Annotated in this window: 13 protein-coding genes; all 13 read right to left on the reverse strand. The window is 33.3% G+C overall.

Annotated elements, in window-relative coordinates; genetic code table 11:
- Positions 1–13: 13 nt before the first annotated feature.
- The gene (gene sov, locus ACFQ1O_RS06465) at positions 14–7,321 is read right to left on the reverse strand and encodes a T9SS outer membrane translocon Sov/SprA (protein WP_377714543.1); all 7,308 of its coding nucleotides are present in this window, start codon (positions 7,319–7,321) and stop codon (positions 14–16) included.
- 23 nt (positions 7,322–7,344) lie between these two features.
- A complete protein-coding gene (gene ruvA / locus ACFQ1O_RS06470) occupies positions 7,345–7,926 on the reverse strand; it encodes a Holliday junction branch migration protein RuvA (RefSeq protein WP_377714544.1) in 582 nt (193 codons plus the stop codon).
- A 49-nt stretch (positions 7,927–7,975) separates the two neighbouring features.
- Positions 7,976–10,267 (reverse strand): NADP-dependent malic enzyme, encoded by a 2,292-nt coding sequence (locus tag ACFQ1O_RS06475; RefSeq protein ID WP_377714547.1) that lies wholly within the window; start codon positions 10,265–10,267, stop codon positions 7,976–7,978.
- Positions 10,268–10,362: 95 nt separating this feature from the next.
- A complete protein-coding gene (gene queG, locus ACFQ1O_RS06480; RefSeq protein ID WP_377714550.1) occupies positions 10,363–11,289 on the reverse strand; it encodes a tRNA epoxyqueuosine(34) reductase QueG in 927 nt (308 codons plus the stop codon).
- Positions 11,290–11,319: 30 nt separating this feature from the next.
- Positions 11,320–12,651 carry a cytochrome P450 gene (locus tag ACFQ1O_RS06485; protein WP_377714552.1) on the reverse strand — a complete coding sequence of 444 codons (1,332 nt, stop codon included), beginning with the start codon at positions 12,649–12,651 and terminating at the stop codon, positions 11,320–11,322.
- Positions 12,652–12,713: 62 nt separating this feature from the next.
- Complete coding sequence (locus ACFQ1O_RS06490) at positions 12,714–12,902, reverse strand: hypothetical protein (protein ID WP_377714554.1); 189 nt, start codon at positions 12,900–12,902, stop codon at positions 12,714–12,716.
- A 90-nt stretch (positions 12,903–12,992) separates the two neighbouring features.
- Complete coding sequence (gene ruvB / locus ACFQ1O_RS06495; RefSeq protein ID WP_377714556.1) at positions 12,993–14,015, reverse strand: Holliday junction branch migration DNA helicase RuvB; 1,023 nt, start codon at positions 14,013–14,015, stop codon at positions 12,993–12,995.
- A 181-nt stretch (positions 14,016–14,196) separates the two neighbouring features.
- Positions 14,197–14,616, reverse strand: a complete 420-nt coding sequence (locus tag ACFQ1O_RS06500; protein WP_377714558.1) for a hypothetical protein — start codon at positions 14,614–14,616, stop codon at positions 14,197–14,199.
- A 1-nt stretch (position 14,617) separates the two neighbouring features.
- Positions 14,618–14,779 (reverse strand): hypothetical protein, encoded by a 162-nt coding sequence (locus ACFQ1O_RS06505; RefSeq protein ID WP_377714560.1) that lies wholly within the window; start codon positions 14,777–14,779, stop codon positions 14,618–14,620.
- A 19-nt stretch (positions 14,780–14,798) separates the two neighbouring features.
- Positions 14,799–15,008 carry a hypothetical protein gene (locus ACFQ1O_RS06510; RefSeq protein ID WP_377714562.1) on the reverse strand — a complete coding sequence of 70 codons (210 nt, stop codon included), beginning with the start codon at positions 15,006–15,008 and terminating at the stop codon, positions 14,799–14,801.
- A 76-nt stretch (positions 15,009–15,084) separates the two neighbouring features.
- Positions 15,085–16,854, reverse strand: a complete 1,770-nt coding sequence (locus ACFQ1O_RS06515) for a cytochrome c oxidase subunit I (protein WP_377714564.1) — start codon at positions 16,852–16,854, stop codon at positions 15,085–15,087.
- Positions 16,855–16,907: 53 nt separating this feature from the next.
- Positions 16,908–17,963: a cytochrome c oxidase subunit II gene (locus ACFQ1O_RS06520; protein WP_377714566.1), complete on the reverse strand. Its 1,056-nt coding sequence runs from the start codon at positions 17,961–17,963 to the stop codon at positions 16,908–16,910.
- A 29-nt stretch (positions 17,964–17,992) separates the two neighbouring features.
- Positions 17,993–19,336 (reverse strand): quinol:cytochrome C oxidoreductase, encoded by a 1,344-nt coding sequence (locus ACFQ1O_RS06525; protein WP_377714568.1) that lies wholly within the window; start codon positions 19,334–19,336, stop codon positions 17,993–17,995.
- Positions 19,337–19,347 lie beyond the last annotated feature (11 nt).

Raw genomic sequence — 19,347 nt, forward strand, 5'->3', positions numbered from 1 at the left:
TTTTTAACGATACTTAATTACCAAAATTATACCTTAGGGTAAACCCTCCTCGCATAGTAGTTTGAGGAAAAGAAGTTGAAATAACCGCATCTGAGAAGGTATAATCAAAATAAAACAAGGTTGTGAAATTTTTAGTTAAAGCATAATCTGCAGTTAATTTACCGCTAAATAATTTCTGACCAGCTGTAACTTGATTGTTTTCTAAATCTAAATAACGAATAATTGTTTTATTATTTCTTAAAGACAAATCTGTCTTAATATTTAGATCCCCCTTTAAAGTAGTTGCTTTTCCTCCAAACTTGGTTTTAAAACGCAAGTCTTTTATTCTATACCCTAACTGAACTATATATTCTTTACCCTGAATTTCGGTCATTAAATTATTATCAAAACTCAATGATAAGGCCCTGTCTTTTCTATATTCTAAACCTACTCTTATTGAGTTTTTCATTTCTAAATCTACCTTTATTAAAGGACTAAACTGTTCTGTTAAGTTAATATTTGAAAATATAGTTTCACTCTTAAAATTACCTGCCTGATCTATATTATCTCCAGGGTTTGCTTGTAAATCTAAATTAGTTCTAAATTGATTTATGGTATAATCTGCCTTATAACCATGAGATAAAGAAAAACGTTTGAATTTTTTCTTAAACCACTTATACTGCATTAAACCTGTATACTTTAAAGTCCAATTTGGTATTGGTATATTTCTAAAGGCTCCCAACTTAGTTTTTCCTGCATCTTGACCTGAATAAGCTGCTAAAAAAGCTGGTAATAATACTTGCTGACTTGTTTTTCCATAGCCATTAGGAAAGCCATTTACCGCATCGTTATTTTCAAAGTTAGCTGGATCGGTAATATCTATTCCATCTCGTTGAGCTAAACGCAATGCAACCTCTCTTCTATTAGCTTTAAATTGATCAAATGCAGCTGATTGATTTTCATCACTCTTACTAAAAGCCGTTTTAATTAACATGGTAGATATACTAAAGTTACCAAAAGTATTAGGTGTTAAGGCTTCATATGTTCCTCCTAAACCGGTTAGCGGATCTGCACCCACTACCCTAAAATTCTCTGAATAATTATGCTGATAGTTTCTATTAGCAATTAAATCAATTTTTAAATTTTTAACTGGCTCAAGATTTGCCGATATATTTAATGTTCTTAATTTACTTCTGGTGTATTGTTCGTTAAAATCTTGATATAATGTTAACCAACCTTTTCTAGCTGCCTCAAAACGCAAGTTTTCAGCCTCAGCTCCAAACACATAACCTAAAGATGGTTTTAAGGTTCCCATAAAACCTATTCCTTGCAAATACCCCGGTATATAACTTCCGTTGTTTTCTGTGTATGCTACTTGAATTTTTTTAACAGAAGATAAAACATCTACACCTGCATTGAATATTTTATTAGCAATAGTAGCTTTAGGCTTGGTTTTACTTTTTTCTTTTATAGCAGTTAGTTGTTCTTCTAACTTTTTAACTTTTACCTCTCTCTTTATTTCTTGATCGGCAGTTAATGAATCTTTTCCTTTTAAGAATTCCAAACGCTTTGTTTTTCTGTCTTTTTTAGGACGAAGCTTTTGAGCGTATGTCTTTTTAAAATTCTTTTTTGTAAGCCCAACATATTTATAAAATTTCTTCATATCTAATGAAGCATTTAAACTATGGGTTTGAGCATTTTGAATAGAGTTACCAATTCGTGGAACACCAGGTATACTTCCGTTATTCTGACTATCGGGTCCTTTTTGCCATTGAAAATCACCTGTGTAAGTATAGTTTGACTTAACAAAGCTAAACATTGGTAATTTATCTAATGGCAATTCATAATTTAATTGTAATTGCTGCGCATGTCTATTAGGGTCTCCTATATCAAAGAAACCATCCCAAACTGTCTTGGTTTGATCAATTACAGGTAATGCTGCTAAAGGATTATCTACATAATTTCTAACAATATTGTTTCTTGTTGCAGAAAAATTAAATTGTAGTTTTTTAGTTAGATTATGCGATATGTTATATTGCCAATCAAATGTATAGTTACGTTTATACAAATCTGGTAACGGAATCCCTCCACTGACATCATCAACATTTCTAAAACGTTGTTTATTGTACAACCTATTAAAATTAGTACTCAAGGAAATATTTGATGGCAGTAAATTGAAATTAATATCTTTTAAGATTTTAAAATATTTACTTTTATCAAACATTTTAATCTTCTTAAGTGGCTCAATAGGTTTTTGCTCAAAACCATAACCATAAGTCAAACCTGCTCGCACTTGTTGCTCTAAAAAGTTTTCGACCTCATAATCTCTATGATTTACTTGATTATACGAGTACGATACAGTAACATTTTCAATATCATAGAACCTTGGCTTAGCTTCACCCGTTCTTTCTTTTCTTACCCCTATAAAATTGATACTTTTTCTTTTGGTATAATTTTCTGCTCTATTTCTGTAAAACTCCTCATTGTCTGGATCTTGATCTATAATAGTTTCTAATTCAATATCCTGATACAATGGATCGAATTTAGGAGTTATAATCTCTTCTCCTACTGCATAATTAAACGGTATTTGGAGCCCCCATTTTTTAGGTAAGAGTTGCCCAACATTTACATTGGTTACAACATCGTATTGTTTTACATCGTCCCTACTACGTTCATTAGGCCCTTGTTCTAGAGTTCCAAAACCAACTGTGCTTCTTTTTCCTGTAGCCGAAATATTTGCAAAATCAGCTAAATTAACATCGGCACTTGCTAAAGCTGCCCAACCGCCTTTATTATCCATATCAGACAAGCGCAATTCGTTAAACCAAACTTCTGCACTTTTATCTGTAGTACTATTGTTTCTAACCCCTAACATTAAAGATCTTATGTTCCCTAAACTAGGATTACCTTTTACTGCAACTCTATAAGCCACTACCGCAGGATCTATATCTGTTGTAGGCTCTCCTGTTGAAGGATCTACCGCTGTATCTGTAATTTCACCATTTGGAGAAACATCAAAATAGGTTAAGTCTGTAATTATACCAGAGGTAGTAATCTTACTAGCTTTTACCCTTGTTAATACATCTAATGGAATCTCTAAATTATTTTGCGATGGCAACCATAAACTTTCAGCAGTTGAAGCATTAAAGTCTGAAACAGCAAGAGGCTTCTCTATTTCATAGTAATTACTATTTAAGTCGTTACCCATTCTAACAATAGCAGAAACATCATTATCTGCTAAAGGAGTATTTACATCGTAAGGAGCCGCATGTAGAAACATTCGCAACTTCTTAAACTGTAACATATCTATTTGAATATTTTTAAATACTGCTCTTGCATCATTTTCTTCTAAATCTTTTACCCTAACAGATAAAGACTGCTCATTCTGTCTTAATATACTATTATTGTTAAATAGTTCTTCTACAGTTACTCCTGGAGGTAATACATAGTTAGCATTTTCTTGATAATTAACTGCTCCACTTTCAAATTCTGTAACGTCTAAATTATTATCTGGCTCTAAATCTAATGTTTGAGAATAAATCCTCCAGTCTCCTCTTATCAATTCTAAAGTTCCAAAACGCAAAACTACATCTTCGTCAAACTCACTTAAAAACAGACGCATAAAACGCACCGATCTAAAATCACTAATACCACCAATTGCTTTGATACCATCTGAATCATCATTAGGATTAGGATCTCTTAACGGTACTCTAAATTGTAACCATCGAACATTTTTAAAAGACCCGTTTGGCATGTCTCTTCGAGAAAATTTTATGTCTCTTAAAAATGGATTAGAGGCATCTAATTGCATGTTAGAATCGAAATCAATTTCATATTGATAATAACTATCAATTGTATTCATAGTATTATCTCGATTGATGTCTTCTACATCTGGCTGAGTAGTAGACCCTCTGTTTGTATCTGTAACATCAACTGGTGAATTACCTTGAGTTCCGTTATAATTTAAATAACGTTCTAAAATTGTTCCATTAGCATTTAAATAATAATTATAATTATCTCCTGCTGGATCTTCTGGGTTTTCTGCCGCTCCTACATTATAGATAGATGCTTCATTAGCATCATTTAACCCATCTAAGCCTAAATCTTGATTGGTTCTTTCTGCTCCATCTGTATCAAAAGCATAAATTAAAGCCTGATTAACTGGCACATTACCCCATGTAGTTCCAGTTACAACAGAAGGCTCTATTGCCCCATTGGCTGGCAAACCATTTTCATATAATTTCCTTCCATCTTTTAATACATCTTCAGAAACACTACCTAAGTTAATGGTTATTTTACCACCATTACTAGGTATTACCGGATCTGCATTGGCCGAGTCATAATATGGATCTTGTATCCAAAACTCCATATATTCCACATTAGCCTGTTCAAAATCAGTAGTCGTTAATTGCCTAGTAATTCCTGCCCAGTTTCTTTGAGGATTCATCTGAACATCTGCTTGAGACCTGTTATTATATGGTCCTTTTGTATCAGGATAATAAGCCAAGTCTAATGTATTTAAAACAGTTGTTTGTCCTACAGCAATATCTTGATCTATAACTTCATCTATAAAAACTCTACTAGTTGCTAAAGATGATATATCATTATCTGAAATACCTGATGGTCTTTGGTTACTGTAAAATATAGGATCAATGTTATACCAAGCCATCTTTGCTCTTCTAAAACCAGCTGCCAAATTATCTTGCGGAACTTCTTCGTCTGCTACATCTCCTAATGAATACCCTCTTGGAGTACTTGATAAAAACCAGGCTAAAGGTGATTTAACATCTATAGAGGTTTGAGAAGCTTCAAAATCATCAACATAAGTAGTAGCCTCGCCATTTAAATTAGTTCTTTTAGGCGATCCTGGTAACAAATATGCAAATTCTCCTCTAACCGATAGATTTGAAGGCACATCTGTATCTACATTAGGTAATTTATTAACTAACCTCGTTAAAAAAGGTAACTCCGTAGAATAATTACCATTAAACCCAACAATTGTATTATTTATTGGCTCGTAACCGTAAGTAGCCTTTTGAGTTAACGGTCTTTCACTTAAGTTTAAAATAGTACCTCCTACCAAGAAGTTCTCGTTAAATTTATGCTCAACATTCACCCCCATAAAACGTCTGTTCTGTTGACCAAAAACTGCATTGTTTTCTACAGAAACATCTATAGGTATATTAGATGCCGTAAGTGCTTCATCTAGAATTTGTACTCTTCCTAAAGAATAATCTACCGTGTAATCAACTCCTTCGACTAATTGTCTTCCTCCAGCGGTAACCGTAACAGATCCTCTAGGAACATTAAACGCACCTAAAGGTATTCCATTTCCTCCAGTAGATTTATAACGTCCTTTTAACTGAAACTTATTTTTATTTGCTTCTTCCATTGCAACCGTTTTGGTAGAAGCATATAATGACCTATAAACATATTTAGCTTGATTGGCATTAAACGCTGCTGGGTTCGTTTCATCGCCGTTGTAGTCTTCAGATATATTCGTTCGAAGCTCTTCAAATAAATACTCTCCAAATGGCTCTACTTGAGGAAAAATAACACTACCCGTTTGTGTATTAACGGTTACCCCTGGAACAAAATCGAAAAAACCATCTCCACCAGTTTCAGGATCATTATTTGCATTTAACTTATCTAAATCAAAAACTTGCAGTAAGGTTGTTTCTGCAACACCTACAGGCAAAGCAACCCCATCTGTATCAGTAATGTAATTTATTGGTGATGGATCTGTATATAAAACATCTAACTTAAACCCGTCTTGACTTAATTGATAAGCTCCTAACGGATACACATTTTTCATCATTAAATCCCATATAGGCTCGTCTACACTAGTAATGTTACTCTTTAACATTTTTAGCACCAAGTTTTGATTGGTTACTGCTCCTGAGTTATCATCAACCTCTGTTGCATCTACTCCATCTGTAGCAAATTCTCCAACCTGATACACTTGACCATTAACTGTGTATTGATAAGCAACCGCCAACACTTCATCATTATTCAATTTCTGATTTAGTGATATGTATCCTAATTGAGTATTTAAGTTATATTCTTGATTTTGGTTTAATTTTCTTGCATTTTCTAATTTAGCATAGTCTATTCCTTCACTAAACACTGGCGCTAAAGTTCCAAAACCGGCATCTACATTTGCTATATCTCTTATAGAACTCGTTAGAGTAGACCCCGCACCTATTGTTTCTGGATTTAAACCATTGTTACTATTATCTGGAAAAGCATTTGCAGAAGCAAACACAGGAACAGATGGTTCTCCTAAAACTCCTGACTCTCCAATATCTTGAACCGCAACTATATTTCTAACATTATTAGTTGTATTATTTCTATTAGTTACCCAAACCTCTATTCGAGTAATTTGAACATTAGAATTAATAAATGGATAATTAACCAATGCATTGTCGTAATTATTCCTAAAATATTGCCCTAAAAAAAAGTGACGATTTTCATCATAATCTAAAGCAAACAATTCAAATTCTTCTAAAGTTCCTCCTCCTTGAGCTGTTACCGTTTTTCTTTGTGATTTTTGTTCAGAAAAAACAGCTGTCACATTGGTTTTACCAAATTGCAATTCTGTCTTTACCCCAAATAAACTTTGTGCTCCCGTTATTAATGCACTATTTAATGGCATATTAACATTACCTACTTCTATTTTTCTGATAATATCATCTTCTGTAGGTGTATATTCTAATTTGATTTGATTCTGAAAATCAAAAACCGACTCTGTATCGTAATTTGCTGTTACCTGAAGACGTTTACCTACTTTACCTAGTAAACTTAAGCTAATTCGTTGATCAAAATCAAAAGTAAAGTTTCTTCTGTTTCGAGGAGAAAGTGATGGATTATCTTGTTTGTTATACAAAAAACCTATATCCATTTCTACCGAACCTTGAGGTATTACTTCAATAGTATCTCCTCCAAAAATGGTTTCAAAAAAGCTAGAGTTTACATAAAAAGCTGGCAATAAATTTTTTTGTGCTTCTTCACTTCCTTCTTTCTTTCCTTCTATAGCATCTAATTTTTCTTTGTAGTATGCCTGCATGCTTTCTTTTAGCACCAACTCTTCATATTCTGCTGGAGTTAAAATAAGTGGATAATCAATATTAAAATTTCCTATTGTTTCTGTGTATATATAACGTTCTGTTAAAGGATCATAAGTATATTTAGAACTAATACTAGCTGGATTTGGAACATTTAATTGCCCTAAATTAAATCCTTCTTTAGGTTGAATTGAATCTTGCACCACTGGGTTTTGTGCAAAAACTTTAGCACTAAATATAGTTACAAAGAAAAATGCTACTAGAGCTATTTTGCTCATACTGGGCTTTATTTTAATGATAATCACAGACTTTTTAATGCTTGTTTAATAATGGTTTCAACAGTTGCATTTGGGGTTTCTTTTAATACATTATTACAAGCCTTTTCAGCTTGTTTTCTATTGTATCCTAAGACTTCTAAAGCAGATAACGCTTCTTCTTTGTTTGTATTGCCCAAATTAACAGCTACTTCATCAATATCAAATAATTTTAACACTTTATCTTTTAAATCTAATATGACACGTTGAGCAGTTTTTGCCCCAATCCCTTTTACTGATTGGATGACTGCTACATCTGCAGTTGCAATTGCTTGTAAAACTTGTTTTGGCGTTAATGAAGACAAAACCATCCTTGCTGTACTAGACCCTACTCCAGATACAGATAAAAGAAGTTTAAAAATTTCTCTTTCAGATTTTTCTATAAACCCCCATAAAGTATGAGCGTCTTCTTTAACTTGAAGAAACGTGAATAATTGAATCGCTTCACCTTTAGGCAGTAAAGAAAACGTATGTAGCGATATATTTACTTCATACCCTACTCCGTTACAGTCTATTATAACATTGGTTGGATTCTTCTCTATTAATTTCCCTCTAAGCTGTGCAATCATCAAATTTGATTCAAATAATTACCAAAAATACACTTTTTTTTGGGATAGCCTACAGCATTTCTGACAGCTCTTTCCTTTCTTTTTGCTGAGCATCTACAACTGCAACTGCAGCCATATTTACCATTTCTTCTACTTTTGCTCCTAACTGTAAAATATGTACCGGTTTATTCATCCCCATTAAAATTGGCCCGATAGAATCTGACTTATTTAGCTCCTTTAGCATTTTGTAGGTAATATTAGAAGTATCTAGATTAGGGAAAATCATGGTGTTTACTTTCTTTCCTGCTAATTTAGAAAAAGGAAATTTTTCTTTTAACATTTCTGAATTCAATGCAAAATCTGTTTGCACCTCTCCGTCTACAATTAAATCTGGATAGTATTTATGTAAAAAAGACACTGCCTTAGAAACTTTTTGAGCACTTTGATGTTTAGACGAACCAAAATTAGAATAAGACATCATGGCAATTACTGGTTCCATTCCAAAAAGTTTAACAGTTCTAGCTGTCATCTTAGCAATAATAGCTAATTCTCTTTCTGACGGATTGATATTAATAGAGGTATCTGATAAAAACATTGGACCTCTTTCTGTCATCATTAAATTAGTAGCTGCAATTCTAGAAACTCCTTTTGCCATACCAATGAGTTCTAACATAGGTTTTACTACCGTTGGATAACTTCTAGAATAACCCGTAATTAACGCATCTGCATCTTTTTCGTTCACCATCATTGCAGCAAAGTAATTTCGCTCTCGCATCCATTTTTGCGCTTCTAAATAGGTTATTCCTTTTCGTTTAGATTTTTCCCAATACTTTTTGGCATAACGCTCTCTTCTACCTTTCTCTTCATCTGTTTTAGGATCAATAATGGTTACTTCTTCATCAAAACCAATTTCTTCTTTTAACTCTAAAATAACTTCTTTATCTCCCAATAAAACAGGCTCTCCAATTCCTTCATCGTACACAATTTGAGCTGCCTTTAACACATCTAAATGATCTGCTTCTGCAAAAACAATTCTCTTAGGATTAGACTTTGCTCTTCTGTGAATTAAACGAACTAATTTATTATCGGACCCTAAACGCTGCAACAGCTCTTCTTTATACCTGTCCCAGTCTTCTATTGGTTCTAATGCCACACCAGAATCCATTGCCGCCTTAGCTATAGCAGGTGGAACTTCTGATATTAACCTAGGATCGAAAGGCTTAGGTATTATATAGTCTTTACCAAATAATAGTTTTGTTTCACCATAAGCAATATTTACTTGTTCAGGAACAGGTGTTTTAGCCAATTCTGCTAAAGCATATACTGCAGCCAACTTCATTTCTTCATTAATTTTTGTAGCACGCACGTCTAATGCTCCTCTAAAAATAAACGGAAAACCTAATACATTGTTTACTTGGTTTGGATGATCTGACCTTCCGGTAGCCATAATAATATCATCTCTAGTATCTTTTGCTAGATTATAACCTATTTCTGGAGTTGGATTGGCCATTGCAAAAACAATAGGGTCGTTCGCCATGCTTAATAACATTTCTGGCTTTAACACATTTCCTACCGACAAACCTAAAAACACATCTGCTTTTTGCATAGCATCTGCTAAACCTACTCCTTCTTTTCCGTTAGCAAACTTAAACTGTTCTGGTGATAGATTTGTTCTATTCTTATGTAACACTCCATCTACATCAAACATTATAATATTCTCTACCTTAGCTCCTAAACTTACATATAAGTTCGCACAAGATATAGCCGCAGAACCTGCTCCAGAAACTACTATCTTTACCTCGCCAATTTTTTTATTTGCTAATTCTAATGCATTTAATAATGCTGCTGAAGATATGATAGCTGTACCATGCTGATCATCGTGCATTACTGGTATATCTAACTCTTCTTTCAACCTTCTTTCTATCTCAAAAGCTTCTGGCGCTTTTATATCCTCTAAATTAATTCCTCCGAATGTAGGAGCAATATTCTTAACAGTTTCTACAAAAGCACCTACATCTTTAGCATCTACCTCTATATCAAAAACATCTATATCTGCAAAAATTTTAAACAGTAAGCCTTTTCCTTCCATTACTGGTTTTGAAGCTTCTGGACCAATATCTCCCAACCCTAAAACTGCTGTACCGTTTGATATTACCGCTACTAAGTTACCCTTAGTAGTATAGCGATAAACTTTACTGGGATCTTTAGCAATTTCTAAACAAGGCTCTGCAACTCCTGGCGAATAAGCTAACGATAAATCTCTTTGTGTTGCGTATTTTTTGGTTGGTACAACTTTTATTTTCCCTGGAGATGGCTTTGCATGATAAATTAGTGCCTCATGCCTTGTTCTAGATTTACTCATAATTCTGTTTTGAATAAGTGTACAAAGTTATAAGTCTGAATGAATTGACAAAGTTAATTTGTTGTTTTGTTCTAACTACTTTGGTTAAACCAAAGCTACTTTTTTTCTAAAAATTGTATATTTCGTTGTAAGCCAGCAAACTTGGTTCGCTTAACAGCCGATTTTTGAAAAACGGTACTAAACACTTCCTGGGTAATTTCTTCCCAGTCTTTTTTAGTCATACTAATTAACTCTGGTTTAGGATTAAACAAAGGTTCATTATGTGGTTTAGAAAATCGGTTCCATGGGCATACATCTTGGCATACATCGCAACCAAACATCCAATCATCAAACTGTCCTTTAAACTCGTTGGGTATATTTTCTTTTAACTCTATCGTAAAATACGAAATACACTTGCTACCATCTACCACATAAGGCTCTGTAATGGCTTGTGTTGGACAAGCGTCTATACATTTGGTACAGGTACCGCAATGGTCTGTAGTAACAGAATCGTACTCTAAATCTAAGTCTACTATCAATTCGGCTATAAAATAAAAAGAACCAACTTGTTGAGTCAATAAATTGGAGTGCTTCCCTATCCAACCCAATCCACTTTTCGCTGCCCAAGCCTTATCTAATACCGGAGCAGAATCTACAAAAGCACGACCAGCTACCTCTCCTATTTCCTCTTCTATAAAATTCAACAACGATTTAAGCTTATGCTTAATTACATGATGATAATCTTGCCCATAAGCATACTTAGAAATTTTATAACTTTCTGCTACTTGTAACTTTTGAGGGTAATAATTTAGTAATAACGAAATAACCGATTTAGACCCCTCAACCAACTTAGTAGGGTCTAAACGTTTATCAAAATGGTTTTCCATATACTGCATTTGTCCGTTCATGTTCTTATTTAACCACTTTTCTAAACGAGGAGCTTCTTCTTCTAAAAAACCTGCTTCACTAATACCACAAGACAAAAAACCGAGGCGTTTAGCTTCGGCTTTTATCAATTCTGTATGTTTTGCCTTAGTATTCATGAATTCAAATCAAAAATACCAAAACTATTACTACTTTCTGCTCTTAAACCGAATTATTGCTTTTTTAGGCTTTAACGTAATAAGCGGATTAATATCTATTTTACTTACCGGTTCTAGCTCGTAATCTTTTACTATTTCTGCAAGCGTTAAAATCATCTCGTACATAGCAAAATTATTCCCTATACACATTCTTGGACCTGCTCCAAACGGAAAGTAACTAGCTGAATATTCTTTTTTACGGTCTGGATGAAATCTATCTGGATTAAATTCTTGGGCATTATCCCAATATTGTTTATGCTGATGCATTTCGTACACAGACATTAAAACTTGAGTACCTTTAGGAATCTTTACTCCGTTACACTCGTCATCTTCTATACTCAATCTATCTATAAAATAAACTGGCGGATACAAACGCATTGCTTCTTCTATGCATTGCTTTGTGAAGGATAGTTGCTGAATACTCCCCAATATATCTTCATTATCTACTACTTCTACTTCTACTTCTTCTCTAATCTTATCCTGAACTTCCTGATTCTTGGCTATTAACTGAAATGAAAAAGTTAAAGCATTCGAAGTAGTTTCATGCCCCGCTACAAACAAAATCAATATCTCATCTATTAATTGTTCGTTGGTCATAGAAGTACCATCTTCATACTTAGAGTCTAATAACATTTGCAGCAAGTCATCAGGCTTACTTTTAGCTAACCTTCTCTCTTCTATTATCTCTAAAAGAATCTTTCTAGACTCTTCACTCAATAAATGGGTATTTTTTAAACTCCCGTTTAATTGAAACCACCATTTTTTAAATGGTTGCCTCAATTCTTTTACAACCATTTCTTGTACGGTTTCGGTAATTTCCTGTAGTCTCTGAATTTTATTTCCTTTATCTGTATAACTAAATAAAGATTTAGCAACTACATGAAAGGCCAAATCATTCATAATAGGAAAAACATCTACAGAGTTATTTTTAGGTATTTTCTGAAGTTGTTTCTGAATTTCAGAAAGCATTATACTCATTAAACTTTCTAACTTTTTTTTATGAAAAGCTGGCTGAATTAACCTTCTCTGCTGCAACCAATAATTACCGCTAGCAGTTAGCAAACCATTACCAATATACTTAGCTAAATATTTGGTTTGTAATTCTGATTTAATATAGTTTTTGTTATTCTTCTGGAGAATATATTTAGCTATAATGGGGTCTCTGGTGAAAATAATTGGATTCCCTTTTCCTAAACTAATCGAAAAGCTATCGCCATGCTTCGTAAAGTTTTCGTTATGAAAAGGAAGTGGGTTTTTTAAAATACCTCTTGTTTTTAATAAAACCTTAAAAAAAGAGACTTTATGCAGTGTGGTATTTTTCATTTTAATTCAATTACTCTTCTATTACAATAACATACTCTTTACTAAAAGCTTTTATTCATTTTTTACTCACTTATTCTATATCGATATTTATAGGTGTTCGTGATGTGCTCCGCAATTCTTGATAAAAAACGAATCAAAAAATCAAGTCCGTATAAAGGAAATTGCTTTGCACCACTCTCTTTCAATACTTCATGCTTAAATCTTCGATTTGCACTTCCGTATTTTCGTTCATTATTTCTGAATACAGACATAACAATGTCTCAAATAAACACTAATCCTAAATTATTAAACTTCTCACAACTGCCAAGTTCATGAATTATTCCTTGGCTATCGTCCTGCGATTAAAACAATCCTCCTTGAATATTTCCTTTTATTCTACCTAGATGTTTATAAGCTAACTCGGTTACCTCTCTACCTCTCGGAGTACGAAGAATAAAACCTTGTTGAATTAAAAACGGCTCGTATACTTCTTCTATAGTTTCTCCATTTTCTGATACAGCAGTAGCTAATGTTGTAATACCTACCGGTCCACCTTTAAACTTATCGATAATTGTGGCCAAGATTTTATTATCCATTTCATCTAAGCCATGCGCATCTACATTTAAGGCTTTTAAGGCAAACTTAGATATTTCTATATCTATTTTACCATTTCCTTTTATCTGTGCAAAATCACGCACTCTACGTAGTAATGAATTTGCTATACGAGGTGTTCCTCTACTTCTGCCAGCTATCTCTATTGCTGCCTCCATAGAAATAGGCACATTTAAAATATGAGCACTTCTTTGTATAATAGTAGATAACAATTCGGTAGTATAGTATTGCAATCTAGATTGGATACCAAAACGAGCACGCATAGGTGCTGTAAGCAAGCCTGAACGAGTAGTAGCACCAACTAATGTAAACGGATTTAAGTTAATCTGTACTGTTCTTGCATTAGGACCAGACTCGATCATAATATCAATTTTATAATCTTCCATAGCAGAATACAAGTACTCTTCTACAATAGGACTTAAACGATGAATCTCGTCTATAAACAACACATCACGCTCTTCTAAGTTGGTTAATAAACCTGCTAAATCTCCTGGTTTATCTAATACAGGACCCGAAGTAACTTTTATACCCACATTTAGCTCATTAGCTAATATATGCGCTAAAGTTGTTTTACCTAAACCTGGAGGACCATGAAACAAAGTATGGTCTAATGCATCTCCTCGCATATTGGCAGCCTGAACAAAAATCTCTAAGTTTTCTAACACCTGATCTTGCCCTGAAAAGTCTTGAAAAGAAAGAGGTCTCAAAGCTCTTTCTATATCTAATTCTTCTGGATTAAAATTTTTATTAGATGGGTTTAGATTTTCATTCATGGTGTAAAATGTACTTAGCTTGTGTAAAAATAGGGAATAAAGAAATGATATTATAAGGATCATAAAAAAAGCTACACATTTTACTGCATAGCTCTCTATTATAAACTTATTATTATTTTAATCCTCTTACTCATACACAACACTAGTTATAAACTAGCGCTAGCAAGTAAAATCAATTTATTTACATTTTAATTAGAATAATCTTTCCGTGTATGTATTGACAGTCTTTTGGTCTTATCTTACTGTTTTCTGATTTACATAATACCATTTTATCTTCATAAACTTGATAAATTAATTTTTCTATTTCAATAACTTCTCCCATAAATGAATCATATAAACCTAAATCAATATAATCTTGATTCTCTTTATAATCATTCTTAAACTTAAACGTTTCTATTTTCTCTAATAAGTTCTTTTTTCCATCTTGTTCAATGTAACTAGATGTTGTTATGTACAAAAAATTTTCCTTAGTAAATTCATATGTTATATCCTTTTTAGTATTATTTACCTTCCAAACACCTAAAACATCTTCTTTTAACTGACCTTGTACACAATTAACAGTAGCTAAAAAGAAAGTTAACATTACTAATATTTTCATCATTTTAAATTCTTAAAAAATTAATTTCAATTTTATCAGGTATAAATTTATCAACATCATCTTCAATATCTACATTATCTGGTAATTTCTTTTCAAGAAAAACATAATCAACTCTTGGATTGTTCTTTAAATAAACTATTAAATACTTATCTCCTACTTTTGGCATGGTATCCCAAAAATGTAAATCAAAAAAAAACAAATGCATATTGCTCACCATTCCAGTACTTAAATTTAGCTCTTTTAGTATACCTGATCTTACTAACTTCTATAAGTTCAGAAATAGCAAAGACTCCTTTACTTTTAAGATCAAAAGATCCTTTAATATTTAACCCAACGATAATGCTTAAATACAAAATGACTAAAACAACCACAATGTTTGATGTTTTCTTTCTCATAGAAACAATAAGAAATTAAAGTAAAAAGCGCCATCTTTTCAGATAGCGCTTAAGTATATTTTATTCAATTACCCTTTTAGTGGTGCAATTGCTCTTCTCCTGGTTTCATTGGAACATTTTGCGGAACAAAATCTTCGTCATGACCTGGCTTACTATAATCATAAGCCCAACGGTGTACCTCTGGTAATTCACCTGGCCAGTTACCATGAATATGCTCTACTGGCGCAGTCCACTCTAAAGTATTAGATCTCCATGGGTTCTGAGGAGCTTTAGGTCCTCTAAAGATACTACCAAAGAAGTTATATAAGAATATTAACTGTGCCGCTCCTGCAATTAAAGCAAAGATTGTAATGATAACATTTACATCTGCTAAATCATCGAAGATTGGGAAGTTTGTATTTGTATAATAACGTCTTGGTAAACCTGCCATTCCTGTAAAGTGCATTGGAAAGAATACTCCGTAAGCACAAACTGCAGTAATCCAGAAGTGAATATAACCTAATTTTTTATTCATCATTCTACCAAACATTCTTGGGAACCAGTGATAAACACCCGCTAATAAACCATATAAAGCAGAGATACCCATTACTAAGTGGAAGTGAGCTACAACAAAGTACGTATCGTGCACATTGATATCTAATGTACTATCTCCTAATATAATTCCTGTTAAACCTCCTGAAATAAAAGTAGATACTAAACCAATTGCAAATAACATCGCAGGATTGAACTGTAGGTTACCTTTCCATAGCGTTGTTATAAAGTTGAATGCCTTTACAGCAGATGGAATTGCAATTAATAAAGTAGTAAATGTAAATACAGATCCTAAGAATGGGTTCATACCTGATACGAACATGTGGTGACCCCAAACAATAAACGATAAGAATGCAATTGCTAAGATAGATGCTACCATGGCTCTATAACCAAATATTGGCTTACGAGAATTAGTAGCAATAACCTCAGAAGTAATTCCTAATGCTGGTAATAAGATAATGTATACCTCAGGGTGACCTAAGAACCAGAATAAGTGCTCAAATAATACTGGTGAACCTCCTTGGTAATGTAACACCTCTCCACCGATAAAAATATCTGATAAGTAGAATGAAGTACCAAAACTTCTATCCATAATTAATAATAAAGCAGCTGAAAATAATACTGGGAATGATAATACACCAATAATTGCTGTTACAAAGAATGCCCAAATCGTTAATGGTAAACGAGTCATAGACATACCTTTTGTTCTTAAGTTAATTACTGTAACGATATAGTTTAACGATCCGATTAACGATGAAGCAATGAATATTGCCATAGATACCAACCATAGAGTCATACCCGCTCCAGAACCTGGCATAGCTTGTGGTAATGCCGATAAAGGAGGATAGATTGTCCAACCTGCTGCTGCTGGTCCAGCCTCAACAAATAAAGAGATAACCATTACAACACTAGATAAGAAGAATAACCAATATGAAATCATGTTTAAGAAACCTGACGCCATATCTCTTGCTCCAATCTGTAATGGAATTAATAAGTTAGAAAACGTACCACTTAATCCTGCTGTTAATACAAAGAATACCATGATAGTACCATGAATAGTAACTAATGCTAAATAAGTATTAGCGTCCATTACTCCTCCTGGAGCTTGTTTGTCTCCTAAAAGAATTTCCATTATTGCAAATGGCTCTTCTGGCCAAGCAATTTGAATACGGAATAACATAGACATCATAATACCTATGATACCCATAATTAAACCAGTAATTAAGAATTGTTTAGAGATCATTTTATGATCTATAGTAAACAAATATTTTGTAATAAAAGTTTCCTTGTGGTGTCCGTGATCGTCGTGTGACATAACTTTATATCTTACTTTATATTGTTAGTTGATTTATCTTTTAAATAGGAAGCTTACTTAAGTATAACTTCTTTAGCTGTTTTTTGTTGCTTCATCCAAGCTTCGTACTCTTCTGGAGTATCAACAACAATTTTTAATTGCATGTTATAGTGTGATTTACCACAAATCTTGTTACAGATTAACAGGTAATCAAACGTATAATCATCTAATTCTTCACCTGCAGCTCTACGTTTAGCTCTTAACTCATTAATGTTAGCCACTTTATTAATAATGTGTGGCATCTCTCTCATCTCTTCTGTGGTGATTGTAGGAGTAAAAGCAAACTCTGTAACCATACCAGGAACACAGTTCATTTGAGCTCTAAAGTGAGGCATATAAGCAGAGTGTAATACATCTTGAGATCTCATTTTAAACCAAACTTTTCTACCTACTGGTAAGTGAATTTCTTTTACAATAACATCATCAGCATAGTTAGGGTCAGAAGTATCTAAACCTAATACATTAACTTTATCAGCGTTTATTAAACGAACGTTAGCATCTCCTAAAGTATTATCTGCTCCACCATATCTTGCTGTCCAGCTAAATTGTTGAGCGTATAATTCAACTACTAAAGGCTCTTCTTCACCTTCAAAGTCAAAAGACATAATTTGATTCCATCCGTATAATCCGTAAAGAATTAAACCTGCTAAAGTAATTACTGGAATAATAGTCCAGATTAACTCTAACTTATTCGAATCTGAGAAATATAATGCTTTCTGACCTTCTTTACCTTGATACTTAAATGCAAAGTAGTGTAATAAAAATTGAGTTAAGAAGAACACTGCAAAAATAACTACCCATGAAATGTTCATTAGGTTATCTACCATTACACCGTGCTCAGAAGCTGGGTGACTTAAAACTAAGTGTCCCCACTTAAACAATCCGTAAACTACAAATACGAAAAGGAAAATTAAGAAACCTAACATCAAGTTACCTTGCGTCTTGTTGTCTTCGTCATTTGCCTGTAAGGTATCATTTTTAGATGCCTTGTAAATCTTTAAGACTTTAGATAATTGCCATAATGAAATGGCTACTAAAAGTACTACTACTATGTTTAAAAAAGCTGTCATTACTTATCTGATATCTATTTTAAATACTATTAATAATGAAAGTGTTCACTTTCATGAATAAACGGGTTTCTCTTAGGTGTTAATGGCGCCTTAGTTAAAGCAGTAAACACAACAAAGATGAACAATCCTAAGAAGAACAATACAGCCGATACTTCAGTAATTCCGAAAGACCAACGATCTCCTACTGTAGCTGGCATTACCATATTAAACACATCTACATAGTGTCCTAATAAAATAACTATACCTGCCATAACCACAAACCAGTTAACACGTTTGTAATCACTGTTCATTAACACTAATATTGGGAACACAAAGTTCATTACTATCATACCAAAGAATGGTAAATTGTAATCTTGAATTCTTGTTACAAAGTATGTAACCTCTTCAGGTATATTAGCATACCAAATTAACATGAATTGAGAGAACCATAAGTATGTCCAAAAAATACTAATAGCAAACATGAATTTTGCTAAATCATGTATATGACTGTTGTTTACTTTAGGTAAATATCCTTTTGCTTTTAAGTAGATAGTTACTAAACAAATAACTGTAATACCACTTACAAACATACTAGCAAAAACATACCATCCGAATAATGTAGAGAACCAGTGTGGATCAAAAGACATAATCCAGTCCCAAGACATTATTGATTCTGTATAAATAAACACTACTAAGAATGCAGCAGCTAATTTAAAGTTCTTTTTAAAGTTAGAGTTATCTGTAGCATCGTCTTGAGCTCTAGACAACTTCTTAGAAATAAACTGGTAAGCAGACCATAATAAAGCAAATATTACTGCTCTAACCATGAACCATCCGCTATTTAGCCAACCTTTTTTGTTGAATAATAACTTATCGAACTTAGTATTTTCAGGGTCTGGATCTATTAATACTGGATCTGTCCAAGCAAATATATGATTCATGTGCCCCATGGTAGACATGAATAATAATACTAACATGATACCTAACCCAATAGGCAAGTAAGAGGTAACCCCTTCCATTACTCTGAATAAGATTGGAGACCAACCTGCTTGCGAAGCTCTTTGTATTGCATAAAAAGCTAATGCTCCTAAAGCTATCATCATAAAGAAGAAACATGCTACATAAACTGCAGACCAAGGTTTGTTTTGTAACAGATGCATAACATGTTCAACATGATCAGCATGTTCTTTAGGATCTGCATGTGAATCGGCTCCGTGTGCATCTGCAGCGTGAGCTGTATCATGACCGTGACCATGTTCAGCCTCGTATTTTAAAATAGCTTCTACGTCTTCGGTTGATTTAGGAGCAGAAATGAATCCATATGCTATTCCTAGCAACCCAACTACCATAAATCCGATAGCCCATAGTTTTAATTTTCCAGAAAACTCGTACATATCTATATCTT

It is taken from the genome of Pseudofulvibacter geojedonensis, assembly GCF_042675745.1.
In the GTDB taxonomy this organism is placed as follows: Bacteria; Bacteroidota; Bacteroidia; order Flavobacteriales; family Flavobacteriaceae; genus Pseudofulvibacter; species Pseudofulvibacter geojedonensis.